General features: G+C 72.7%; 17 protein-coding genes and 1 pseudogene. 10 read left to right on the top strand and 8 right to left on the bottom strand.

Features of this window, described 5'->3' with window-relative positions:
* Positions 1 to 61: 61 nt before the first annotated feature.
* A complete protein-coding gene (locus tag EJG53_RS43255; protein WP_125043861.1) occupies positions 62 to 799 on the top strand; it encodes a LysM peptidoglycan-binding domain-containing protein in 738 nt (245 codons plus the stop codon).
* Positions 800 to 1,029: 230 nt separating this feature from the next.
* Here the strand turns inward: EJG53_RS43255 and EJG53_RS05280 are convergent, their stop codons facing one another.
* Positions 1,030 to 2,451 (bottom strand): amino acid permease, encoded by a 1,422-nt coding sequence (locus EJG53_RS05280; protein WP_125043860.1) that lies wholly within the window; start codon positions 2,449 to 2,451, stop codon positions 1,030 to 1,032.
* Positions 2,452 to 2,529: 78 nt separating this feature from the next.
* Complete coding sequence (locus tag EJG53_RS05275; protein WP_125043859.1) at positions 2,530 to 3,771, bottom strand: lactonase family protein; 1,242 nt, start codon at positions 3,769 to 3,771, stop codon at positions 2,530 to 2,532.
* Between the two features lie 271 nt (positions 3,772 to 4,042).
* Between EJG53_RS05275 and EJG53_RS05270 the strand changes: the two genes are divergently transcribed.
* Positions 4,043 to 5,128: a tetratricopeptide repeat protein gene (locus EJG53_RS05270; protein WP_125043858.1), complete on the top strand. Its 1,086-nt coding sequence runs from the start codon at positions 4,043 to 4,045 to the stop codon at positions 5,126 to 5,128.
* On the opposite strand, the gene EJG53_RS05265 is transcribed toward EJG53_RS05270, so the two are convergent.
* Entirely contained in the window at positions 5,025 to 6,452 is a 1,428-nt protein-coding gene (locus tag EJG53_RS05265) for a lipase maturation factor family protein (RefSeq protein WP_125043857.1), read from the bottom strand. The genes EJG53_RS05270 and EJG53_RS05265 overlap by 104 nt on opposite strands.
* A 95-nt stretch (positions 6,453 to 6,547) precedes the next feature.
* On the opposite strand from EJG53_RS05265, the gene EJG53_RS05260 reads away from it, so the two are divergent.
* Positions 6,548 to 7,423 (top strand): Fpg/Nei family DNA glycosylase, encoded by an 876-nt coding sequence (locus tag EJG53_RS05260; RefSeq protein WP_125043856.1) that lies wholly within the window; start codon positions 6,548 to 6,550, stop codon positions 7,421 to 7,423.
* Positions 7,424 to 7,768: 345 nt separating this feature from the next.
* Entirely contained in the window at positions 7,769 to 7,939 is a 171-nt protein-coding gene (locus EJG53_RS40580) for a hypothetical protein (RefSeq protein WP_154806360.1), read from the top strand.
* Positions 7,940 to 8,017: 78 nt separating this feature from the next.
* Here the strand turns inward: EJG53_RS40580 and EJG53_RS05255 are convergent, their stop codons facing one another.
* The gene (locus EJG53_RS05255; protein WP_125043855.1) at positions 8,018 to 8,641 is read right to left on the bottom strand and encodes a TIGR03086 family metal-binding protein; all 624 of its coding nucleotides are present in this window, start codon (positions 8,639 to 8,641) and stop codon (positions 8,018 to 8,020) included.
* Positions 8,642 to 8,994: 353 nt separating this feature from the next.
* Here EJG53_RS05255 and EJG53_RS05250 point away from each other — a divergent pair, with 353 nt between their 5' ends.
* The 3 genes and pseudogenes from EJG53_RS05250 (at position 8,995) to EJG53_RS42170 (ending at position 11,504) form a co-directional block, all read left to right on the top strand.
* Positions 8,995 to 10,545: an AMP-binding protein gene (locus tag EJG53_RS05250; protein WP_125043854.1), complete on the top strand. Its 1,551-nt coding sequence runs from the start codon at positions 8,995 to 8,997 to the stop codon at positions 10,543 to 10,545.
* A gap of 373 nt (positions 10,546 to 10,918) precedes the next feature.
* Positions 10,919 to 11,038, top strand: a pseudogene (locus tag EJG53_RS42175) (methyltransferase domain-containing protein); the annotation flags it as partial.
* Positions 11,039 to 11,186: 148 nt separating this feature from the next.
* Positions 11,187 to 11,504 (top strand): hypothetical protein, encoded by a 318-nt coding sequence (locus EJG53_RS42170; protein ID WP_244954990.1) that lies wholly within the window; start codon positions 11,187 to 11,189, stop codon positions 11,502 to 11,504.
* A 43-nt stretch (positions 11,505 to 11,547) separates the two neighbouring features.
* Here the strand turns inward: EJG53_RS42170 and EJG53_RS05240 are convergent, their stop codons facing one another.
* The 3 genes from EJG53_RS05240 to EJG53_RS05230 all read right to left on the bottom strand — a co-directional run bounded on the left by EJG53_RS05240 (position 11,548) and on the right by EJG53_RS05230 (position 13,442).
* On the bottom strand, positions 11,548 to 11,976 hold the full coding sequence (locus EJG53_RS05240; RefSeq protein ID WP_125043853.1) for a VOC family protein: 429 nt from the start codon (positions 11,974 to 11,976) through the stop codon (positions 11,548 to 11,550).
* Between the two features lie 53 nt (positions 11,977 to 12,029).
* Entirely contained in the window at positions 12,030 to 12,932 is a 903-nt protein-coding gene (locus tag EJG53_RS05235; protein ID WP_125043852.1) for a LysR family transcriptional regulator, read from the bottom strand.
* Positions 12,933 to 13,034: 102 nt separating this feature from the next.
* Positions 13,035 to 13,442, bottom strand: coding sequence for a hypothetical protein (locus tag EJG53_RS05230; protein ID WP_125043851.1), 408 nt, complete (start codon positions 13,440 to 13,442; stop codon positions 13,035 to 13,037).
* Positions 13,443 to 13,767: 325 nt separating this feature from the next.
* On the opposite strand from EJG53_RS05230, the gene EJG53_RS05225 reads away from it, so the two are divergent.
* Positions 13,768 to 14,820: a serine aminopeptidase domain-containing protein gene (locus EJG53_RS05225; protein WP_125049165.1), complete on the top strand. Its 1,053-nt coding sequence runs from the start codon at positions 13,768 to 13,770 to the stop codon at positions 14,818 to 14,820.
* 97 nt (positions 14,821 to 14,917) lie between these two features.
* Here the strand turns inward: EJG53_RS05225 and EJG53_RS05220 are convergent, their stop codons facing one another.
* Positions 14,918 to 15,442 (bottom strand): DUF6790 family protein, encoded by a 525-nt coding sequence (locus EJG53_RS05220; protein ID WP_125043850.1) that lies wholly within the window; start codon positions 15,440 to 15,442, stop codon positions 14,918 to 14,920.
* A gap of 57 nt (positions 15,443 to 15,499) precedes the next feature.
* Between EJG53_RS05220 and EJG53_RS05215 the strand changes: the two genes are divergently transcribed.
* Positions 15,500 to 15,973: a MarR family winged helix-turn-helix transcriptional regulator gene (locus EJG53_RS05215; RefSeq protein ID WP_125043849.1), complete on the top strand. Its 474-nt coding sequence runs from the start codon at positions 15,500 to 15,502 to the stop codon at positions 15,971 to 15,973.
* Between the two features lie 211 nt (positions 15,974 to 16,184).
* On the top strand, positions 16,185 to 17,111 hold the full coding sequence (locus EJG53_RS05210; RefSeq protein ID WP_125043848.1) for an SDR family oxidoreductase: 927 nt from the start codon (positions 16,185 to 16,187) through the stop codon (positions 17,109 to 17,111).
* Positions 17,112 to 17,169 lie beyond the last annotated feature (58 nt).

Below are 17,169 nucleotides of genomic sequence, written 5' to 3'. Positions count from 1 at the left end.
GACGTCATGCATCCCCAAGGCCGCCGGGAAACCGAGCGGTGAGCGACGGGAGCACAGGTCGATGGAATTTCCTCAGGGAACGGAAACGAGCGGAAGCGGTGAGGTCCGGGGGCGTGGGGCCCGAGGAGCGACGGCGGCAGCGGTCCTGCTGGCGGCCGGCGCACTGAACATGGCGGCCGACGGGCCGGCCGAGGCCCGCAGCGGTGCCACCTGGGACCGGCTGGCCGGGTGCGAGAGCGGGGGCAACTGGCGGGCCGACACCGGCAACGGCTTCTCCGGCGGACTGCAGTTCGCCCACTCCACCTGGCGTTCCTTCGGCGGCGGCCGGTACGGGTCCCGGGCGGCGCGGGCGTCCCGGGCCCAGCAGATCAGGATCGCCGAACGGGTGCTGGCCCGTCAGGGCTGGGGCGCCTGGCCGGCCTGCTCGGCCCGGCTCGGCCTGCGCTCGTCCGGCGTGCGGCACAGCGCGCCGGAGTCCGCCCGGCGGTCGGCGCCGCACGCCGGCACCCAGGCCCGCACGAACGGTTCGAGCCGGTACCGCGAGCGGTTGCGCAGCCCCCGGCACCGGGACGCGTCCGGCAGCCGGTACGGCCACTCCAAGCCGTACAAGCAGCGCGACGCCCGGCCCCGGCGGGCCTCCGGCGGCCATGTCGTCAATCCGGGGGAGACGGTGAGCAGCATCGCGTACGCCTACGGGTGGGGCTGGCAGGAGTTCTACCGTCTCAACCGCCAGGTGATCGGGGCGAATCCGAACCTGATTTACCCGGGAACGCGTCTCGCGGTCCGCCGCTCCGGCTGACGGCAATCCGACAAACCGTAAATCGGCCGGCCGTAAACCGGCCGGCCCCGAGGAGCCGCGGTACGTAATCCCTTCCCACCCTCCCGGGAATTCCCCGTGACGAATTCCCCAGGAACGGCGGTCCGGCTGGGGGCGGGCGGACCGCCGTGGGAAGCGGTGGGCACCGGCAGGCCGTCCGTGGCGCCGCGGACGGCCTGCACCGCACCGGGGCCGGCGGCCGGGCACCCGGTTCAGCTCGCTGATCCGGTGGCGCGCCGCCGTACCTCGTAAGCCGCCAGGACCACGCCCACCGTGAGCAGACTCAGCCAGAACTGCGCCCGGCTGTCCGGCAGGAAGGCCATCGCCACGATCACCGTGGCCATCAGGGCGGCGGTGGCCCGGCTGAGCCAGGGGAACAGCCACATCCGCAGCGTCAGCCGCTGCGGTTCCTCGCGTTCCAGCTTGCGGCGCAGACGGAGCTGGGCGACCGCGATCGCCAGGTAGACGAACAGGGCGACGGCACCGTAGGAGTTGATCAGGAACCGGAAGACGACGTCGGGGGAGGCCCACGCCGCGATCACCGACAGATAGCCGGCGGACGTCCCGGCGAGCAGCGCCCGGCGCGGCACCCCGCCGCGGCTGAGCCGGGTGAAGCCGCGCGGCGCGTCCCCGTTGCGGGTCAGCGCGAACAGCATCCGCGACGAGGTGTACAGCGCGGAGTTGAGGCAGGAGAGCACGGCGATCAGCACGACGGCGTTCATGACCGTGGCGGCGGCGGGCACGTCCAGCCGGTCCAGCACCGCCGCGTACGGACTGACCTCGACGGCCGGGGACGTCCACGGCACGACCGCCACGACGACGAGGACCGACAGCACGTAGAACCCCACCACGCGCAGCACGATCGAGCGGATCGCCGCCGCCACGGCGCGCTCCGGCTCCACCGACTCGGCCGCCGCGATGGTCACGATCTCCGCGCCGGTGAAGAAGCCGACACACGGCACGACCGCCGCCAGGACCGCGCCGACGCCCGCGGGCGCGAAGCCGCCGGAGTCGGTGAGGTGCGCCAGTCCGCCGCCGGCCTGCGGCCACAGTCCGGTCAGGTACAGCGCGCCGAGGAAGAGGAACACCACGATCGCGATGACCTTGACCGACGAGAACCAGTACTCGAACTCGCCGAAGGACCGGGCCGAGACCATGTTGGTCGCGGTCAGCAGCGCCATCAGCGCCAGGCTGACGGCCCACAGCGGTACGCCGGGCAGCCACAGCCGGACGATCCGGCCGCCCGCCACCGCCTCGACGGCCACCACGATCACGAAGAAGTACCAGTACAGCCAGCCGACCGTGAAACCGGCGCGGTGCCCCAGGGTCTCCCGCACATGGGCGTAGAACGAGCCGAGGGCGGGCCGGGCCACCGTCATCTCCGCCAGCATCCGCATGATCAGGACGGTGAGGAGACCGGCCGCGAGGAACGACAGCACGGCGGCCGGACCGGTGGCCCGGATGACCACGCCGCTGCCCACGAAGAGGCCCGCGCCGATGACACCGCCCAGCGCGATCAGGCCCATGTGGCGCCGCCGGAGGCCCTTGCGCAGCTCTCCGCCGGCCTGACCGTCGGCCTGTTCGCCGTCCGGCGCGGTGGCCGGTGCCGTCGCCCGTGATGTTCCCGTACTCATGCGGGCCGACGCTATCGGCGCAATCCTGCGGGACTGTTGCCGCAGTGTTTCGGCTGCCGGGGCAGCGGTTCACGGGCGTCAGAGCGGCAGCACACACACCGGAACCGGCGCCGGGAACGGCTCGCCCAGCCGCCGCAGCCCGCCCCGGGCGCCGACCGCGAACACCGTCACCGACCCCGACCGCTGGTGCGCCGCGAAGAGCAGCCGCCCGTCCGGCGAGAAGGCCAGGTGGCGGGGGAAGTCGCCGCCGGACGGCACCGTGTCCAGCAGCCGCAGCCGGGCGCCCGCCGCCTCGACCGCGTAGCGCGTCAGGCTGTTGTGGCCGCGGTTGGCGAGGTAGGCGAAGGCGCCGTCGTGGGTCACCAGGAACTGCGCCGGGTAGCTGGTCCCGGGCCCGGTCCCGGTGGACTGCGGCGCGCCCGGCCTGAGCGTGCCGGTGGCCGGGTCGTACGCGCAGACCACGGCGGTGTTGTCCACCTCGTTGGCCAGGTAGGCGTAGCGGCCCGACGGGTGGAAGGTCAGATGCCGCGGGCCCGCGCCGGGGCGCAGACTCGCGTACGAGACCTGGGTGAGCTTTCCGGCGGTGGTGTCCAGCCGGTAGGTGTAGACGGTGTCGTTCCCCAGGTCGACGGCGAGGACGTGGCGGCCGTCCGGGCCGGCGACGATCTGGTGCGCGTGCGGCCCGTCCTGCCCCGGCCCCGGCGGGGGAGCGGTGTGGGCGACCAGGTCCGTACGCGCGCCGAGCGCGCCGTCCCGGGCCGGATCGACGGGGTGCACGGCGACGCTGCCGGAGAGGTAGTTGGCGCTCAGCAGCCAGCGTCCGCCGGGGTGCACGGACAGGTGGCACGGTCCGGCGCCGCCGGTGGGGCGGCTGCCGAGGACGCGGTGGCGGCCGTCCGCGCGCAGGGCGACGGCGGTCACCGCGCCCTGCTGCCGTTCGTTGACGGTGTACAGGGTCCGGCCGCAGGGTGAGAGGGCCAGGTAGGACGGGTCTCCGACGCCGTCGATCACCCCGGTCGCGGTGATCCGGCCGCGGGCCGTGTCGTACGTGCCGAGGCCCACGCCGGTGCCGCCGCCCGCCACGGAGGTGTACGTCCCCAGGAACAGCGGCCGGACCGCGGGCGGCCGGGTGCGGGCCCCGGACGCGGCCGGCCCGGGTGCGGTCCGCACAGGTGTGGCCCGCCCGGGTTCGGCCTGTGCAGGTGTGGCCCGCGCGGCCGCGCCGCCGAGGCTGCCGCCGGCCGCGGTCAGCGCGGCGCCCGCCGCGACCGTACGGAGAAAGCGGCGGCGGTCGGTCCCTGTCCGTGCCCTGCTGTCCATGCCACACCTCGGGGTCCGGAGATCGCGGTCGGCAGCCAGGGTGGCCCGGACCGGCCGCCCCGACAAGAGGCGCATCCCGTGGCGCATGGCACGCAACCGGGCGGTGGGGTCGGCCGAAGGCCGGGGGTCCCGTACGTCACGATGATGACCGGGTCCCTCTCGCGTAGGACCGCAGGCATACGGCACGACCCATCCGTGGAGTGATTCGCCGGACCCCTCCCTTCCGTAGCTTCGTGATCAAGCACATGCACGACCAGGAGGCCACGGATACATGTACGGCAAGGCATTCGCCCCGGAGTACCAAGGCGAGCTGGGCACCGCCCTCAGCGTGAACTCGTCCTACGAGGACGTGCTCGCCACGGCCCGCCGCGCGCGGCGCGACGCGGGCACGGACCTGGAGCGCGCCCGGGCCTCCCTCGCCGTCGCCGAGGCCAACCGGCGCCTGGGACGGGTCGACGACGCCCGCACCGCCTGGCGCGACAGCTACCGCAGCGCCCGCCGGGCCGGTGACCGAGGCGCGATGTCCTGGGCCCTGTGGAGCGGCGGCACGCTCGCCCGCCAGTGCGGCTCCCTCGCGCTCGCCCGCAGGCTGCTGGCCCTGGCCGTCACCCTCGCCGACGAGGGCGGCGACCGCCTCGCGCACGGCTACTCCCTCGCCGGTCTCGCCGAGACCGGCCGCATACAGGGCGACTACGCCGCCGTCGCCGACCTGCACGAGCAACTGCTCGACCAGGCAAGGGCGCACGGCGAGGCGCGCCACATGGTGTGGGCCATGTCCGGCATCGCGCAGATGCACCGCAACACCGGCGACTACGCCAAGGCCCTGGAACTGTTCGAGGAGTCCGCGCGCATAGCCGCCGACGGCGACGACGCACGGGGCCGCGCCTGGTCCCTGCGCGGCGTGGCCGACGTACTGTCCGTACAGGGCCACACGGAACAGGCCCTGTCCCTGCTCAGCGAGGCCGAGACCATCTGCCGCACCATGAACCTCGCGAGCGCCCTCGCCTACAACCACAAGATGCGCGGCAACGTCCTGTTCCGGGCCGGGCGTTACGCCGAGGCCGCCGCGATCTACGACGGCGCGCTGCGCGAGTTCGAGGACATGCGCGAGCCGCGCGGCACCGCCCTCTCCCGCCTCGGGCTGGTCAAGTCCCGCTCCCGGGTGGGCGGTTCGAAGGACCAGACGCTCACCGAACTGGACGAGCTGGAGCGCGACTTCGGGCGGATCGGGCTGCGGCACGCCCGGGACATGGTCATCGCCTTCCGCGCGGAACTGCTTTCGTCGGTGGGAGAAAGTCCCGCAGCTCCGTACGGTGCCACCACGCTCCGGTCTCCCGCAGTTCCCGCCACGTCGTGAAGCGGTACTGGAACAGCCGGGCCCGCACCAGCGCGGGCGGCGCGTCCGGGAACGGGTTGTGGCGCAGCAGCCGCAGCGTGTCCGGGTCGTTCTCCAGCAGCCGTTCCACGAACGGCCCGAACCAACTGCGCGCGTAACCGGGCGACAGCGCCGCGAACCACATCAGCCAGTCCAGCCGCAAGTGATACGGCGCGAACTGGCGCGGCAGCCGCCGTACCCCGCCCGGCTTGCCCCGGAACTCGTACTCACGCCACACCGTGTCCGGTGTGGCCACCGCCGAGTCCGTGCCCTCAATGACGATCTCCCGGCGTACGCGGGTGACGCTGCCGAAGGCACCGTAGGAGTTGACCAGGTGCAGCGGGTCGAAGGAGGTGTTCATCAGTTGCTGCCGGGACAGCAGATTGCGGACCGGACGGTAGCTGCGGTAGGCGACGAAGACGGTGACGGTCACGGTCAGCACCGCGAACCAGACCGGGGGAGCGGCGGACGCGGAAGCCGGCGGGCCGGCGAGCCACGAGACGTCCACGGCGGACAGGGCCAGGGCGACGGTCAGCCAGTTCAGCCAGGCGAAGTTGCCGGACAGCACCAGCCAGAGCTGCGTCACGGCGATCCCCAGCGCCGCCCAGGTGGCCACCGGCTGCGGCGTGAACAGCAGCACCGGCAGCACCAGTTGCGCGAAGTGGTTGGCAGCCGTCTCCACCCGGTGCAGCGGCTTGGGCAGCCGGTGGAAGAACCAGCTAAGCGGGCCCGGCATCGGCTGCGTCTCGTGGTGGTAGTAGAGGCAGGTCAGATCGCGCCAACAGCGGTCACCCCGCATCTTGATCAGCCCCGCCCCGAACTCCACACGGAACAGCAGCCAGCGCAGCAGCCACATCACGAGCACCGGCGGCCCCGTGTCGTCGTTGCCGAGGAAGACGGCGAGGAAGCCCGTCTCCAGCAGCAGCGACTCCCAGCCGAAGCTGTACCAGGTCTGCCCGACGTTGACGATCGAGAGGTACATCGCCCACAGCACCGCCCACATCGCCATCGCCACGCCCAGCGGCACGGCGTCGGCCGCCCCGGCGGCCACCGCGGCGGCCAGCAGGGCGCCCGCCCAGGACCACAGGGCGAAGAATCCGTCCGAGTAGCGCCAGTGGAACACCGAAGGCGCCTTGCGGAACGGCGCCCGGCGCAGGAAGTCCGGCACCGGCGTCATCCCGCGCTCGCCCATCAGCGCCCGGAACTGCCGCGCCGCCGCCACGAACGCCACCAGATACAGCACGGCCAGCATCCGCTGGAACACCAGCCGCCCCAGCCATACGTCGCTCTCCGTGAACCAGTCCACAGGACCATCCCTAGCACCGCCGGGCGCCGCGCCGCCCGTCCGGCGCGCGGCGCGCACGAGATGTACCGGACCGCCGCACCGTGCAGGCTGGAGCCATGCCCGAACTGCCGGAAGTCGAAGCCCTGCGGGAATTCCTGGACGGGCACGCCGTCGGCCGTGTCCTGGTCCGCGCCCAGCCGACCGCCGTCAACGTGCTCAAGACGTACGACCCGCCGCTGACCGCCCTCGAAGGCGGCACCGTCACGGCGGTGACGCGGCACGGGAAGTTCCTGGACCTCACCGTCGACGGCCTGCACCTGGTGATCCACCTGGCCCGCGCAGGCTGGCTGCGCTGGCAGGACGCCCTGCCCGACGCCCCGCCGCGCCCCGGCAAGGGCCCGCTGGCCCTCCGCGTACGCCTGAGCACCGAGGGAACCGGCCCGGCGCCCGGCTTCGACCTCACCGAGGCCGGTACGCAGAAGCGGCTGGCGGTGTACTGCGTGACCGACCCGGCGCAGGTCCCCGGCGTCGCCCGGCTCGGCCCCGACCCGCTCGCGGCGGACTTCACGGAGGAGTCCCTGGCCGCCCTGCTCAAGGGGGAGCGGCGGCAGATCAAGGGCGTACTGCGGGACCAGAGCGTGCTGGCCGGTATCGGCAACGCCTACTCCGACGAGATCCTGCACGCGGCCCGTATGTCCCCCTTCAAACCCGCCGCCCGCCTCGGCCCCGAGGACACGGCCCGGCTGTACGCCGCCGTACGGGACACGCTCATGGCGGCGGTGGAACGCTCCAGGGGAGTGGCGGCCGGGCGGCTGAAGAAGGAGAAGAAGAGCGGGCTGCGGGTGCACGGACGTACCGGCGAGGCGTGCCCGGTCTGCGGTGACACCGTCCGCGAGGTCTCCTTCAGCGACTCCGCGCTCCAGTACTGCCCCACCTGCCAGACCGGCGGCAAGCTGCTGGCCGACCGGCGGATGTCCCGGCTCCTGAAGTAGGGCCCGGTACGGTGGCGTCTACGCCGACCGGGTGAACGCCGGGCGGCAACCGGAAGGGCGCCGGGCGGGGGCCGGGCGGAGCCGCGGAGCCCGCCGGGCCCGGTGCGGCGACCGGGGCGCGGGGCGAGGCGGAATCTCTGCATTGTCCCCGTCTTGGCTTCATATTCGGTAAATGTCGAGCGCCCACCGGTCGCGGTCGCTAATCTGGTGGACGACGGACGGCCTGTCCGGAAGATGCCAACACCCTTGGCCCGTCGCGGGAAGTGCCGCAAACCCTGGCCGACATCCCGGTTTGTGCGAAGGCGCCACCGCGTCGGAAGTGTTCCCTCGATGAAGGAGTGCGTGGTGGCATTGGAAAACGCGCAACGCAAGCAGCCGCGGCCCAAGCCGGGCGAGCGGCCGGGTCGGATCAAGGAAGTCCGCAATCTGGAGGTCTGGGGCCGCTGCGTCCCGGTCAGGGTCGCCGGCTGCGACGACGACCCCACCGAGACCCACATCTTCCGCGGCATCGACTGACCGGGGCCGCCGTACCGGACGGCCGGTCCGCAGGCCGCGCACGGCCCGCGGGTTCCGGCCGGCCGGCCCCGGCGGTCGTCACGGCCGGCGGCCCAGCAGACACAGCAGCCGGGTGAGGTCGTCGGCACCGGGCGGCGGCGGGACGGGATCGGCGAACATCGACGTGCCCGCGAGCTCGTCCGCGTACGGCTCGACCTCGCGCAGGGCGGCGGCCGCCAAGTCCTGCGGCAGGTGCTCGTCGGCGCGGATCGCGCGGGACAGGTCCCAGGAGTGGACCACCGCGTCCATCATCATCTGCGAGCAGTAGCCGGCGGCCGTACCGGTCCCGGACGACAGGTGCACCGTACGGTCCAGCGCGCCGGGCTCGGAGAACGCCGCGACCGCGGCCACCGCCGCCCGGTCCCAGGCGCCGGCCGGATCGTCGCCGAGCTGGTCACCCTCGTAGGCATCCCCCACCTCTTCGATCGTGGCACCGTCCCGCACCAGCCGCGGCACCCACAGTTGCTCCACGGTCAGATGGCCGACCAGGTCGCGTACGGACCACTCGGCGCACGGGGTCGGGTCGTCCCACTGGTCGTCGCGCACCCGGTGGACCCGGCTGCCGAACAGGGCGATGGCCTCACCGTGCCGCCGCAGGATCTCGGCATGATTTCGGGTCCCTTCCGTATCGGAACCGTTCTTGTTCTCTTCGTGTCGGCTCATGTCCACCGAGGATAGGAGCGGGTACGGCGGCGACCTCGGCGCGACGCACGGACACACTCAGGACGGATGCAGCGCGTCTTTATTGGCGCAATGTGCACGGTCGACGGCCCTGCGGGAGCCGGACCTCGGGCCCCGGCCCCCAACCTCGGGTCCCGCCCCCCCAGACCTCGGCCTCACGCGGCATCCGGACGCCCACCGGCCCGCCCCCAGTGCCACAGGAGCCCCTCCCGTACCACCGCCGGAACCACTCCCTCTCCCGGCCCCTGAATGTTTGCTGACAATGTGTCAGCACCCTGGCAGGCTTCCGGAAGCGCTTGTTCAATGGGCGCCAGCCGCAACTGTCTGGAGGCTACATGGACGTCGCCGTCACGCCCCCCGCCATCCGCTGTGCCGGAGTGGAGCACACCTACCCCACGTTCCAGGAACGGGCCGCCCGCATCGCCGCCGGACTGCGCGCCCTGGGCGTCGAACCCGGGGAACGGATCGCGATCGTGATGCGCAACGAGCCCGCGCACCTGGAGATAGCCGCCGGAGCGGCCCGGCTGGGAGCCTCGGCCGTCCCCGTCAACTGGCACTTCCGCCACGACGAGCTGCGGCACGTGCTCGGCGACAGCGACAGCAAGGTCGTCTTCGCCCACACCGACCTGGTGCCGGGCGTCGCCGCGGCCCTCCCGGAGCGGGCCCGCCTCATCGAAGTGCCGGTACCCGACGGCACGGCCGCCGCCTGCGGCTTCCCGCCGCCCCCGGTGTCCGGCGACCACCCCCTCCTGGACGACTGGCTGTCCGGCCACCCGCCGCTCGCCGAGGAAGCCGCCCGCCGGCCGTCCACCGTCATCTACAGCTCCGGCACCACCGGCCGCCCCAAGGGAGTGCTGCGCGACCCGGTCGGCGCGGAGCAAATGGCCGAAGCGGTGGCCAAGTTCCACGAGTACTTCGCCGTGGAACCCGGCGGCCGCACCCTGATCCCCGCCCCGCTCTACCACGCCTCACCCAGCCAGCACGCCGTCCTCGCCCTCGCCGGCGGCCTGGACATCACCCTGATGCCGCGCTTCGACGCCGAGGAGTTCCTGCGGCTGGTCGAGCGCCACCGCATCCAGCAGGCGCAGGTGGTGCCGACCATGTTCGTACGGCTGCTGCGGCTGCCCAAGGACGTCCGCGAGCGCTACGACCTGTCCTCGCTCACCTCGGTCGTACACGCCGCGGCACCCTGTCCGCCGCACATCAAGCACGCCATGATCGACTGGCTGGGCCCGGTCCTCCGCGAGTACTACGGCGGCAGCGAGACCGGCGCCGTGACCTGGTGCGACAGCCAGGAGTGGCTGGCACACCCCGGTACGGTCGGCAGAGCCGAAGGGACCTGCTCGGTGGTGGTCCTGGGCCCCGACGGCGTGCCACTGCCCACCGGCCGGACCGGCGAGGTCTACATCAAGCCGTCCGACACCTGGCCGCAGTTCACCTACCTCGGCGACCCCGCCAAGCGCGCGGCGATGGAGGCCGACCGGCTGCCCGGTTACGTCACGATCGGCGACATCGGCCACCTCGACGCCGACGGCTACCTCTACCTCAGCGACCGCCGCAACGACCTGGTCATATCCGGCGGCGTCAACATCTACCCGGCCGAGATCGAAGGCTGCCTGCTCGCCCTGGAGGGACTGCGCGACGTCGCCGTCTTCGGCATCCCCGACGAGGAATTCGGCGAAGCCCTCGCCGCCCACGTCGAACCCGAACCGGGCGCCACCCTCACCCCCGAGGACGTCCGGGCCCACGTCGCCGACCGCCTCGCCTCGTACAAGGTGCCCAGAAGCGTCGTCTTCGAGGAGCGCCTGCCGCGCGACGAGTCCGGCAAACTCTTCAAAAGGCGGCTGCGGGAGCCTTATTGGGCCGGCCGGGATCGTGTGATCTGAGGGCCTCCACTATGGTGGCGAACCGGACGAAGACCTGAAGTAGTGATGACCGTTCCCCCGCACCTCCACGCAGGGCAGGCCGCGCTGGTCGGGAAGCTGGCCGAGCGTGGTCTGCTCGCGCCGCCATGGCGGGAGATCTGGGAACGCGTTCCCCGCGAGCACTGGCTGCCGGAGCGGATCTGGGTCCAGCGGCCGGACCGGTGCGAGCCCGTGACCGACGCGGACGCGCGGTACCGGCTGACCTACAGCGACTCGCCCGTGGTGACCCAGGTGGACGACGGCCGGGCCGGCCTCGCGCGGGCCGGCGCCTGCCGTCCACGTCACGGACGGTGCGGGCGGGTGGGCGCCGGGAGCGCCGTACGACCGGGTCGTCGCGACGTGCGCGCTGCGCACCGTCCCGGCCGCGCTCCTGCGCCAGTTGCGGCCGGGTGGTGTCCTGGTCGCCCCGCTGGTGCGCGACTTCGCTTCCGGTCTCCTGACCCGGTTCGTCAAGGACGTCAGGACCGGGACCGTCACGGGCTCCTTCCACGGCGGCGCCTCGTACATGCCGCTGCGTGCCCACCGGTCCACGGTGTCGTCAGCCGTGGACGGAACCACGCCGCGTCACTGTCACGAACTGCTCGACGGGCAGCCCGACGCGTATGGACCTGGCCTTCGGCCTGTATGCCGGTGCCCGCCTGCCCGGAGTCCATATGACCGGGTCGCCCGACCGGCTCTTCCTGTGGGACGGGGCTGGAGCCGGAGTCCTCGCCGAGGAGGGCTGGGCCGCGGTCTATGGCCGGGGCCGCGATCTGTGGCAGGAACTTCTGTGCGTATGGCGGGAGTACGTCACGGGCGGCCGGCCACCGCTCGGCGACTTCGGGGTGACTGTCACCGAGGACGGTGGGTTCCGGATCTGGCTGCGCACGCCTGACGCGGTGGTCGGGCCTGCCCTCACCGTTCCGACGCTCCGGCCCTGAAGAGAGGCGGCTTTCCGGCTCTCCGGTCCGGGCCGGAGCGTTCTCAGTCGATACAGAACTCGTTGCCCTCGATGTCCAGCATCGGGATGCAGGAATCATTGCCGTCGTACAGCGTCCGCACGTGGACGGCGCCCAGCGGGATCAGCCGTGCGCACTCGGCTTCGAGGGCGGCGAGGCGCTCTTCCCCCACGAGTCCGGTGCCGACCCGCACATCGAGATGCACGCGGTTCTTGGCGGCCTTCCCCTCGGGGACGCGCTGGAAGTACAACCGCGGGCCCACACCGGAGGGGTCACCGCAGGCGAACCACGCGTCCCGCTCCTCAGGCGGCTGCGTTTCCTTGAACGCGTCCCACGTGGCGAATCCCTCCGGCGGCGGCGGAACGACGTACCCCAGCACCTCGCACCAGAAACGAGCCAGACGCTCGGGTTCCGCGCAGTCGAAGGTGACTTGGAACTTCTTGATCGCAGACATCGGCGCACCATAGCAGGGCCGTTGCGGCCGTTCCCCGGTATTTCCGCGCGGCCTCAGGCAGGGACAGGCCCGGTGAGATGTGCGCGGGCCGCCTCGCGGAACGCCGTGACCAGGCGGCTGCGGTCGCCCGCGCGGGTCGCCAGCAGGACATGGCTCGGTTCGACGCCGTGCAAGGGAATGCCGGTGACGTCCGGACGCATCGTGGCCGCGCGCAGGCCGGCCGCGACGGCCACGGCCTCCCCGGCGGCGATGAGTTCGAACTTGTCCTCCAGCGCGTCGATGAACGGTCCGTCGGGTGCCGGGCGCCCGTCGGGCCGGGGATCGAAGCGCCAGTAGGCGTTCCAGGCCGGGTCGGCCTGCCGCAGGCGGGGGAGGGGCTCGTCGGCGATGTCGGCGAGGGTGACGGACTCCTTGCCCGCGAGGCGGTGGTCGAGCGGCACGAGCAGGACCCGCGGCTCGTCGTACAGCACCGACACCTGCAACCGGTCGGCGGGGAACGGCGACCGGGCGACCACCGCGTCCACCTGGTGGTCGAGCAGCGCCGTATGGATCGCGTCGCACCCCACGAACTGGGTGTGCACCTCGGCGTCCGGATGCCGTCGGCGCAGCTCGCGTACCGCCGGGGTGACGATGACGCCCGTGCTGTACCCGACGCTGATCCGGGACGGGTCGGCGGCGGCGCGGGCGCGGGTCACGGCCTGCGCGGCGGACCGCAGCAGCGCTTCGGCGCGGGGCCGGAAGACTTCCCCGGCCTCGGTGAGGCGGCTGCCCTGCGGGGTACGGTCCAGCAGCCGGGCGCCCACCTGCTGTTCGAGGCGGCGTATCTGGCGGCTCAGGGAGGGCTGGGTGATCCGGAGGGCCTCGGCGGCGCGGCCGAAGTGCCGGTGCTCGGCGACGGCCGTGAAGTAGCGGACGAGCCGCAGGTCGAGGTCGGGCGTGGAAGCTGGGTCGGGCATGTCCGCAGCGTAGTGCGGGGTGGTCCGGGCAGGTCGTGCGCCTTCAGTGACGTCTGCCGGGCCGGTACGCGGCTTCGCCGAGGGCGAGCGCGCGAGGCGACGTCAGCATCCGGGGCCGACCGGCGGGGAGGACGTCAGGGCGAGGGCGGCGTTCCGCAGCCGCGCCTCCCAGGTCTGCCGGTCGAGCCCCGTGGTGTACTCGATGCAGCAGTCACATTGCGGGATCAGCGCCATGAACGCTTGCTCCGCCGCGGTCTCGACCTCGGTCTCCCACCAGTGCTCCGTCACCAGGTCGGCGAGAGTCGTCTCGCCCTCGACGAGCCTCGCCGCCATCCGGCGCAGCGCGTGACGCCGTGCCAGGCCCCGGTCCGGCAACCCGATGCCGGACTCGGCAAGTGCTTGCTCGAACGTGTCACGGATGTCGCGGACATCCGCGTTGCGGGGCAGACCGGCCAGCTCGCACCACGCCGGGGTGTCCAGTCCGGCTGCGAGCGCCTCGGCAGCGATCATCGGCAGATCCTCCGGGGGGATCTCGTCCGCCTGATGACGGCACGCCACTTCACCCAGAGACGTGAGCACACTCTGCACAGAGGTTTCCGTTTTTGCTGCCGTTTCTTCTGTTCTCATGACGTCTACGGTGTCAGCACCGTTTCGGGGGAGGAGATGCAGGGTGCGGGCACGCTCGGCACCCACCTCGCGTGTTCGCCCTTGCCCGGGGCCGGACCGCCAGGGCACGGCCGTCCATCGACCTCCCACTTCCTTTGACCACTTCGGATCACCTGGAGAACACATGCGTTCACGCACCCCTTGGCGCGGCAGATTACTCGCCGTGCTCATGGCGGCGGTCGCCGTCGTCACGGCCGGGTCGGTACCGGGCACGGCCTGGGCGTCCACCGCGTCCCGGGCGGCCCTCGTACCCGCCGTGGACCGCGAGATCCACTTCACCGCGGACGGCGTCACCGCGTACGGCACCCTGCACATACCCGCCCACCGCGCGGGCCACCAGCTCGCCGCGGCACTGCTGCTTCCCGGCAGCGGCCCGACCGACCGCAACGGTGACGAGCCGCCAGGACTCACCCCCCACACCCTGGCCCTCATGGCCGGTCTCCTCGGTGATGACGGTGTGATGAGCCTGCGGTTCGACAAGTACGGCACCGGACGCACGGGCCTGGGCGGACGCGACACCGCTCCCGACATGGCCGCCTACACCCGGCAAGCCGTGGCGGCGTACAACACCCTGCGCGCCCGGCCCGAAGCCGACCCGCACGCGCTGCTCGTGGTCGGGCACAGTGAGGGCGGCCTGCAAGCGCTGCTCGTCGACCGCGCCGTACAGCAGAAGCCGGCCGGGCTCGCGCTCATCGCCCCGCAGAGCATGCGGCTGCTGGACCTCGTCCGCCTCCAGGTTGCGGACGCATTGAAGCAGGCGGTCGCCGCAGGCCACCTCACCGCAGGGCAGGCATGGTCGAACAACCGGGGCGTGGCCAGGGCCGTCGCGGACTTCCGCGCCCGGCGCCCGGTGGACACCTCGGCGCTGCTGCCGTCCCTCGGCGCCCTCCTCCAGGGCATGTTCGGGCCGGTCAACGCGGATTTCGTCCGCAGCGACGACGCTCTCTTCCCGCCGGCCGTCGCCCGAGGTGTCGCGCCCGGCACCCGGACGCTCGTCACCTGCGGCACCGAGGACACCAATGTGCCCTGCCGGACGATGCCCGCTCTGCTGGCGGGCCTCGCCGCCGCCGGTACCACCGGCCCGGGACTGCGGGTCCTTCCCGGGATCGACCATCTGCTCCACCCGGCCGGCACTCCTGTCAACGATCCGGTGATCGCCCCGGCCGCCCAGCGGGCTCTCCACGACTTCGTGGGCCCTTGGCGGCACTCCGCACGGGGCTGAGAGACCTCCGCCGCGGGGCACGGCCGCACGGCCGTGCCCCGCTTCCCGCTCCGGGCCCACCGCGCCGCCCACGGCCCGGGTGGCCGGGCCGCCGTGATCAGGCGGCCAGGCGGGCCGCGTGGCCGCGGCCGGAGCGGGTGCGGCGGACGTCCCTGGCGGCCAGGGCGATCATGACGGCGGGGATGAGGAGGTCGTTGGCCAGGATGCCGCCCGTGTTTCCGGCGGCGTGGTCGCCGTGGGCGAACCACTGGTAGACGTGGCCGATCGCGGCTCCCCACAGGAACGCGGCCGCCGCCAGCCCGCTCGTGAGGCGCTCGCGGGGCGACGCGGACGCGCCACGGAAGCCCAGCAGGGCGAGGCCGAGGTTGGCGAAGGCGATCTCGAACTGGAACGGCGAGGGGGTGAAGCCGATGGCGTCGGCCATGCCCTCCGGGATCGCCAGGAACGAGATCGTGATCCACAGGCTGCCGATACCGAGGGCGCCTACGGACCACCAGCGCTGCCAGATCTCCGCCGCCGGGCGGTCCGGGCTGCGGCGGCAGCCCAGCAGCGCCCCGAGGGCCGGGATCAGCATGAAGAGCAGGGGAAACGTGGTCTGAACGGCGTACGGGAGAGTGTCCATGCCTTCGAGAGTTGCATGGTTAATATTAACCTGGCAAGTGTTCGGTAGGATGGCGCCATGGACGAAGGACTGGCAGAGCTCCTGTACCGCGTGGTCATGCTGATGGGGGAGGCGGCCCGGCGCCGCTCCGGCCCGGATCAGCGCCTCACCCCGAGCCAACTGCGGCTGCTGGGCACCCTGGAGGAGATCCAGCCCGCCACCCAGCACCAGCTCGCCGAAGCCCTGACCGTGTCCGACCCCGCCATCAGCCGCGCCCTGCGCCCGTTGGAGGCGGAGGGGTACGTGACGATCAGCGTCGACCCCGCCCACCGGCGGCGACGCCTGGTCGCCCTCACTCCGGCGGGCCTGGCCGCCTTCCTGGCCGAGGGCAAGCCCTTGGAGGAAGAGTTCCGTACCGCCCTCCTGGAGGCCGGCTTCCCCTACGAGCGCTACCTCGCGGACACCCACCGGCTCGCCGCGCTGCTGACCCCCGCGGAGTCGCGGCGCGGAGCCGCGGCCCGGCAAGCGAACGGCACATCGGAACGGGAGTGACCGCGTACGGCCGGTCCTGCCTGCGGTGATGCCTGAGGTGCATGTCCCGATACGGAAGAGGCTTTGGACGCGCGGCGGTCCGCACCCGGACGATGGAGCGGTACCGGCCGGGGGCGGACCAACACCGGCCGAGGCGGCCTGTCGCCCCTCAGACGGCCGGGCTCACCCTCCCTTTCGTTCAAGCACGTTCAAGCACCAAAGGAACTCACCCATGCGCGTATTCGTCACCGGAGCCACCGGATTCATCGGGACCGCGGTGGTCCAGGACCTCCTCGAAGCCGGGCACACGGTCGTCGGCCTGGCCCGCTCGGACACGGCCGCCGCGACGCTGCGGGCGGCCGGTGCCGAGGCGCACCGGGGCTCCCTGGACGACCCTGGCGGTCTGCACGACGGGGCCGCCGCGGCGGACGGCGTCATCCACCTCGCCTACCGCCACGACTTCTCGGACCACGCGGCCTTCGTGGAGGCCGGCGAGCTGGACCTGCGCGCCGTCGAGGCGATCGGGAAGGCGCTCGACGGCACCGGCAAACCGTTCCTCGCCACCTCGGGAACGCTGCCGCTCGCGGCGATGGCGCCGGGCCGCGTCGGCACCGAGGACGTCCGGGCCGAGCCCGGGACGGACCGGCCCCGGCTCGCGACGGAGAACGCGGTCGTGGCGCTGGCCGGACGCGGCGTGCGCGCCTCGGTCGTACGGCTGGCACCGTCCGTGCACGGTGAAGGCGACCGGGGTTTCGTACCGTTGCTGATCGACACGGCCCGCGCGACGGGCGCCGCGGCCTACGTCGGTGACGGCGCCAACCGCTGGCCCGCGGTGCACCGGCTCGACGCGGCCCGCCTGTTCCGGCTGGCGCTGGAGACCGCACCGGCCGGCTCGGTCCTGCACGGAACGGCCGAGGAAGGCGTGCCGTTCCGCGCCGTCGCCGAGGCGATCGGCGCCGGGCTGGGGGTGCCCGTCGTCGGCATCACCGCCGAGGAGGCGGGCGGGCGGTTCGGCTTCCTCTCCGGCATGGTGCCGGTCGACAATCCCACGTCGAGCGCCCTGACCCGCGAGCTGGTGGGCTGGAACCCGGAGCGTCCGTCCCTTCTTGAGGACCTTGGAGCGGGGCACTACTTCTCGGGGCGGACGAGCATTTTCTGAGGGGGTGAGGGGAGTGGTGGCGGTCAGCCGGTTCGTCGCCACATGGCTGCCGCCTACC

This window comes from Streptomyces chrestomyceticus JCM 4735 (assembly GCF_003865135.1).
Taxonomy (GTDB): domain Bacteria; phylum Actinomycetota; class Actinomycetes; order Streptomycetales; family Streptomycetaceae; genus Streptomyces; species Streptomyces chrestomyceticus.
Note: the sequence above shows the minus strand (reverse complement) of the source record. Positions and strands in the feature narration are given on the sequence as shown.